This is a genomic window from Bacteroidales bacterium, assembly GCA_018334875.1.
Taxonomy (GTDB): domain Bacteria; phylum Bacteroidota; class Bacteroidia; order Bacteroidales; family UBA12077; genus JAGXLC01.
Genome location: JAGXLC010000270.1, coordinates 1 through 5,748, shown reverse-complemented (window position 1 = coordinate 5,748; position 5,748 = coordinate 1). Strand labels below are relative to the sequence as shown.

At 40.3% G+C, this 5,748-nt stretch carries 5 protein-coding genes; 1 reads left to right on the top strand and 4 read right to left on the bottom strand.

The window, feature by feature from the left end:
- The 3 genes from KGY70_16140 to KGY70_16130 all read right to left on the bottom strand — a co-directional run.
- Nucleotides 1-716 (bottom strand): nucleotidyltransferase family protein (locus KGY70_16140; GenBank protein ID MBS3776728.1); only part of this gene is annotated, 716 nt, incomplete at its 3' end.
- Nucleotides 713-1,117, bottom strand: a complete 405-nt coding sequence (locus tag KGY70_16135; protein MBS3776727.1) for a hypothetical protein — start codon at nucleotides 1,115-1,117, stop codon at nucleotides 713-715. The genes KGY70_16135 and KGY70_16140, both read right to left, overlap by 4 nt.
- A complete protein-coding gene (locus KGY70_16130) occupies nucleotides 1,117-2,136 on the bottom strand; it encodes a phosphotransferase (protein MBS3776726.1) in 1,020 nt (339 codons plus the stop codon). The genes KGY70_16135 and KGY70_16130 overlap by 1 nt, the downstream gene beginning before the upstream one ends.
- A 270-nt stretch (nucleotides 2,137-2,406) precedes the next feature.
- Here KGY70_16130 and KGY70_16125 point away from each other — a divergent pair, with 270 nt between their 5' ends.
- A complete protein-coding gene (locus KGY70_16125; protein MBS3776725.1) occupies nucleotides 2,407-4,560 on the top strand; it encodes a S9 family peptidase in 2,154 nt (717 codons plus the stop codon).
- Nucleotides 4,561-4,725: 165 nt separating this feature from the next.
- Here the strand turns inward: KGY70_16125 and KGY70_16120 are convergent.
- A partial coding sequence (locus tag KGY70_16120) for a hypothetical protein (protein ID MBS3776724.1) occupies nucleotides 4,726-5,748 on the bottom strand: 1,023 nt, incomplete at its 5' end.

The following is a 5,748-nucleotide window of genomic DNA, read 5'->3' as shown; positions in this document are numbered from 1 at the left end:
TCTGATATGAAATTCCGCGCTTTTTCAAGGCTTTCCGGATTTCCTATGTCAAACCAATAAGATTCACTGTCTATATAAGCCAGGATGTTTTTTTCTTTGGCTGCTTTCAAATAAATGTCCATTATGGAAAAAACATTTCTACCGGGCATATGGTTGAATATTGAAGGGTTTGTAACATGAATTCCATTAAATGCCAGTCTTTTCAGTGTTTTATTATTTTTTATCACTACCTTTTTTCCGGTCTTTGTGTTTTCCCAGCCGCAAAGCGTGTTTTGCTCATCAAAAAGCAGATACCTTGATGTTGGCCTGTTTTGCACCACCAGGGTAGCCAACGCATCCCGGGCTTGATGGTAATTGTACAGTTTGCTGATATTGAGATTGCTTAAAACATCCACGTTGTGTATAAGGAATGATTGGTCACCATCGAAGAACCATGAAGCATGTTTCAGAGCACCCCCGGTATCGAGTAGTTCCGGACTTTCTTCTGATAAACTGATATTTACTCCGAAATAATGGTGTTTTGTCAGATAATTCTTAATTTTTTCCGGGAAATGATGCAGGTTGATAATAAGTTCATCGAAGCCATATTGTTTGAGGTGGCATATGGTTCTCTCAAGCATGGTTTTGCCTCCAACTTCCACCAGTGCCTTGGGAATGTTGGAGGTTACAGGGCGTAGCCTGCTGCCTATACCGGCTGCCAGTATCATTGCTTTCATTCCTTCATGTCCAGATGATTGATTTTGACCACTATATCATAGTTATTCCTTATCCGGTTTGCCATCCATTCTGCACAAAAGACGGATCTGTGCTGTCCTCCGGTACATCCGAAATTTATCATAAGGTTAGAAAAGCTGCGTTCAATGTAGTTATCCAGGTTTGTTTTTACCAATTGAAAAGTATGCTCCAGATAATCATAAATCTTTGTGTTTTTTTCAAAGAATTCAACTACTTCCGGATCCTTTCCGTTTAGCATCATATATCTTTCAAATTTGCCCGGATTGAGGATGCCCCTGCAATCAAATACGTATCCTCCACCGTGTCCACTGTTGTCGTATGGAATTCCTCGTCTGTAAGAGAAACTGTTTACTGTAGCGGTTAATTGTTTTGTATGCTCCATCAATGAATGTTTTTGATTAGGCTTAATTCCTTGATTATCCGGTCGAGTTCCGGCAAATCAGAAGTAAGCGTATTTTTTTCTTTTAGTAACCGGAGGTTTTGTAAGGCCAATGGAATGCTTTTAACAAAATGTTGTTTGCCTTCTTTTAACCCCCTTAATCCATAAGCTCCTAAAGTTTGTAAAACCCTGACCAGCGCCACCGGATAATAGTACTGAAGGAATTCGCTCCGGTTTATTGGGGTAAGCATTTCAGCCATTTCCATATAATATTCGAGCATCTCTTCCCGGAGTTCTTCTGGTAGTGCTGCCCGCGCCTGAAAAAGGAAAGAGGCTACATCATATTGAAGGGGGCCTTTCCTTCCACCCTGGTAATCGATGAAATATAGTGTATTTTGATGCAGCATCATGTTTCTGGACTGAAAATCCCTGTACATAAAATAATCATGGTCTGCCTGCATGATAAAATCGGCAAACTGTTGAAAGTCTCTCTCCAGTTTTTTAGAATGGTATCTGATGCCCAACTGGTTCAGGAATTGTTCCCTGAAATAATTCAGATCCCAGAGGATGGAATCCCTGCTGAATTTTTTATAAGGATAACAAATGGAAAAATCCATTTTTTTTCCACCCATTACCTGAATTCGGGCAAGTTCTTTAAGGGCCTGCTTTAACCATTGTTTTAATTCGGTTGAATGTTCTTTATGGCTGCCTGTTTGAAGAATAAGGGAGAAAAGGGTCTGGTCGCCAAGATCCTCCAAAATATAGATGTTATTTTCCAGGTCGCAGAGATAGATCTCGGGAACAGGGACTTTTTCATCCATAAAAAAACGGGTCATCGAAATGAATGCCTTGTTTTCTTTAAGATTGGGATTGTGTACCCCAATGGCCCTGTAATTTCGGCTTTTTATCCTGTAATAAGTGCGCTTCGAAGCAGTGGGAGGCAAGGGTTGAATGTTTTCCGGCCTTTCACTGCACCAGCTACTAAACAAACCGCACAAGGATGTCTCTGTTTTTGTTTTCAATTTATGCCCGTCAGATTTTTTTACAAATTTAGGAATCTCTGCTGATTTTTATGACCTTCACCGGATTTTGAAAGGCTTCTTCATAAAAAGGTACGAATATATCGATTTTCATAGGATGTTTAGACATAAAACCATAGTTTTTGTAAAACTGAGATTTTATTCGTTCCTTATAAGAAAAATACCATGTTTCTTATTATAATTGCATGGATAAAATAACAATTCTAAAACATGACGTTTATGCAAAAATTACTCACATACCCAGTGTTGTTTATGGTTTTGGTCCTCACTGGCGGTGAAACCTTTTCTCAGAATGATTATAAAAAGATCACCCTTGACGATATTTATAAGGAACACAAATTCCGCCAAAAGTCGGTACAGGGATTGCGTTCGATGCAGGATGGCATTCATTACACGGTATTAGAAGACCGGTCGGCTATCGTTAAGTACAGCTATAAATCAGGTCAGGCTATTGATACACTTCTGAATCTGGATAATTATCAGGATTTATCAACTATTGGGCGTTATGAATTTAGTGAGAACGAGAATAAGATTTTGATTGCAACCAATATTCAGCCCATTTACAGGAGGTCTTTTACTGCACGTTATTTTATATTCCATCGCGACAGGAAGAGCCTTGAACCTTTGAGTAAGAAGGGAGCACAGAAGCTTGCCACTTTTTCACCGGATGCTTTAAAAGTAGGGTTTGTAAGGAACAACAATCTTTTTGTCAAGGATATGGCAACGGGAGAAGTAGAACAACTTACCCATGACGGTAAGCACAATCACATTATCAATGGTACTACGGATTGGGTGTATGAAGAGGAATTCGCATTCACTCAGGGTTTCCATTGGTCACCGGAGGGAGATAAGATTGCATTCTACAAATTTGACGAGAGCCGGGTGAAGGAGTTTCACATGACCATGTACCGTGATTCGCTTTATCCGGAAGATTATACATTTAAATATCCCAAAGCGGGAGAGAAAAATTCCATAGTCGAGATTTACGTTTACGATTTAAAGGACGGTACGGTCAGGGAAATGGATACAGGTGGGGAAACCGATCAGTATATTCCCCGTATTAAGTGGACCAGGGAAAATGATCAACTTTGCATGATCAGAATGAACCGGTTGCAGAATAAAATTGAGATCATGTTGGCGGATGCCGGTACGGGTGAATCGGAGGTGATTTACGAGGAGACCGATGAATATTATATCTCTCAGATCGGGGATGACTATCCCACCTTTGTGGATGATGGGAAACACTTCATTATCTACAGTGAAAAAAGCGGTTACAACCATCTTTATCTGTATGACATGCAGGGGAACATGATTCAGCAGATCACCGCAGGAGATTGGGAGGTTACAGAATTTCTCGGTTACGATGAAGAGAGCAACCGGGTTTTTTATGCTTCTGCCGAAGAATCTCCGTTAAAGCGTTCGGTTTATTCCATCGGAATGGATGGAACCGGAAAGAAGGAAATTACAGGGAAAGATGGATGGAACAGCGTCAATTTCAGCTCGGGATTCCAATATTATATCAATTATTATTCCCGGGCTAACGAACCCCTGACGGTAACCCTTCATAAGCGAAACGGGGAAAAGATCAGGACGTTGGAAGAAAACGAAGCGTTGAACACAAATGTGGAAAAATATGGTTTTCAGGAAAAACAATTCATAAAGGTCCATACCCCTTCCAGCGAATACGATTTGAATGCTTATATGATTACACCTCCCGATTTCGATGAAAACAAAGAGTATCCGCTTTTTATGTATTTATACGGTGGTCCGGGCTCACAAACGGTTACCGACCGGTGGAGCGGAAATATGGCCTGGTTCCAGATGCTTGCCCAAAGGGGATATGTTGTCGCTGTTGTAGATAACCGGGGCACCGGAGGCCGCGGTGAGCAATTTAAAAAAATGACCTACGGCCAGTTGGGCAAGTATGAAACAATCGATCAGATAGAGGCAGCCCGGTATTTCGGAAATAAGAGTTATATCGATGCCGGCCGTATCGGTATATTCGGTTGGAGCTATGGAGGATATATGTCGTCTAACTGTCTTTTCCAGGGCAATGAAACCTTTTCCCTGGCCATTGCCGTTGCTCCTGTAACCAATTGGAGGTTTTATGATACCATTTATACCGAACGCTACATGGGACTGCCTCAGGATAACCCCGATGGATATGATGACAATTCACCCATCAATCATGTGGAGGGCTTGAAAGGAGATTATCTGCTGATTCACGGAACAGGTGATGACAATGTGCATGTGCAAAATTCCATTGAGCTGGCAGAAGAGCTGGTGCAGGTCGATAAACAATTTCAAATGCAGTTCTATCCGGATAAAAACCATGGCATCTACGGAGGCAACACCACTTATCATTTGTATACACGGATGACCAACTTTATTGAAGAGAATCTCTGATAAAACATTAATTTTATACTGGGCCACATTTTAATTTTTGCCAGTAAATCATAGCGTTAAGGGATTTATGTTTTGTATTATTTTTGTTTAAATAAATCTGAAAGCGGAATAATCCATTACTTATTCCGCTTTCAGATTTATTCGGGTTAAATTGGTCAAATATAGTTATTGAACAATTAATAATTTCACATTAACATTATTACCAAGATTTACATTACTACCGGTACCGTTAAATATAGCAACTTTAATGGTTTCCGTACTAAAGAAATAAGGGGTTAACATACATCCCCGCAGGTTTTTATCAATAGAAGCTAATACAATATCGCCCATTTCTCCGTTACTTTCTTCTGGTACAGGAAATGAAGGTGATACATATGTGTCCCCAGGTGCAATAGTCCCTATATCCAATGTTTTGGTACCATCTGCATCCACCTCTCCTGAAATGGTTGTATTGACAGTAATGGTATTGTTTGTGGAATCAACAGAAAGACTAGTTCCTGTTCCGGCTCTAAATTTATATAATTTAGTGTTGCCTTCACCTTCTATATTTGTCAATATCATTGCACTATCACTTACCATAACAGTATCCAGAGAATTTGCATCTTGCCCGACTAAGATACTGCCCTCCGGTACAGAACCTCTACCTGTTCCTCCATTTTCAACAGGCAGGGTATCCCTCACTTTTTGTGTTAAATTTATTGTTTCATTGGCAATGTCTTCATTTTGTATAGTGCCATCAAGTATGGTACGCGTATCTACAGAACCGGTATCTATATCCTCATTCTGAATGGTGTGATTGAGGATTTTTGCTGTCGTAATTGCGTTATCAGCAATATTGTCCGTATAGAAAGAATAAGGAACGGACATAAACTGTTGATTGCTGACTACCCGATAATTGCCGTTATTTTCAATGGATATTTCTACTTTTAACCATTGGTCGGCATCAATCCATGGGATATCATTTAAGTGCGTGTACTCACCCCCTGTTGGGTTTCCTTTGCCAATGGTAAGAGAAAATAAACCCTGCTGATCTGTGAGGGTTGTATGCGTTTCCTGGTACAAAGTCTGACCGTCTTCACCTTTTTGGATCGTAAAACGAACTCCAATTTCTTTTTCATAAAGCGGTTTACCCTCCATATCCATACCAACAATCTCTTTTCCATCTTCATCGATGGCTACTGCCTGGTA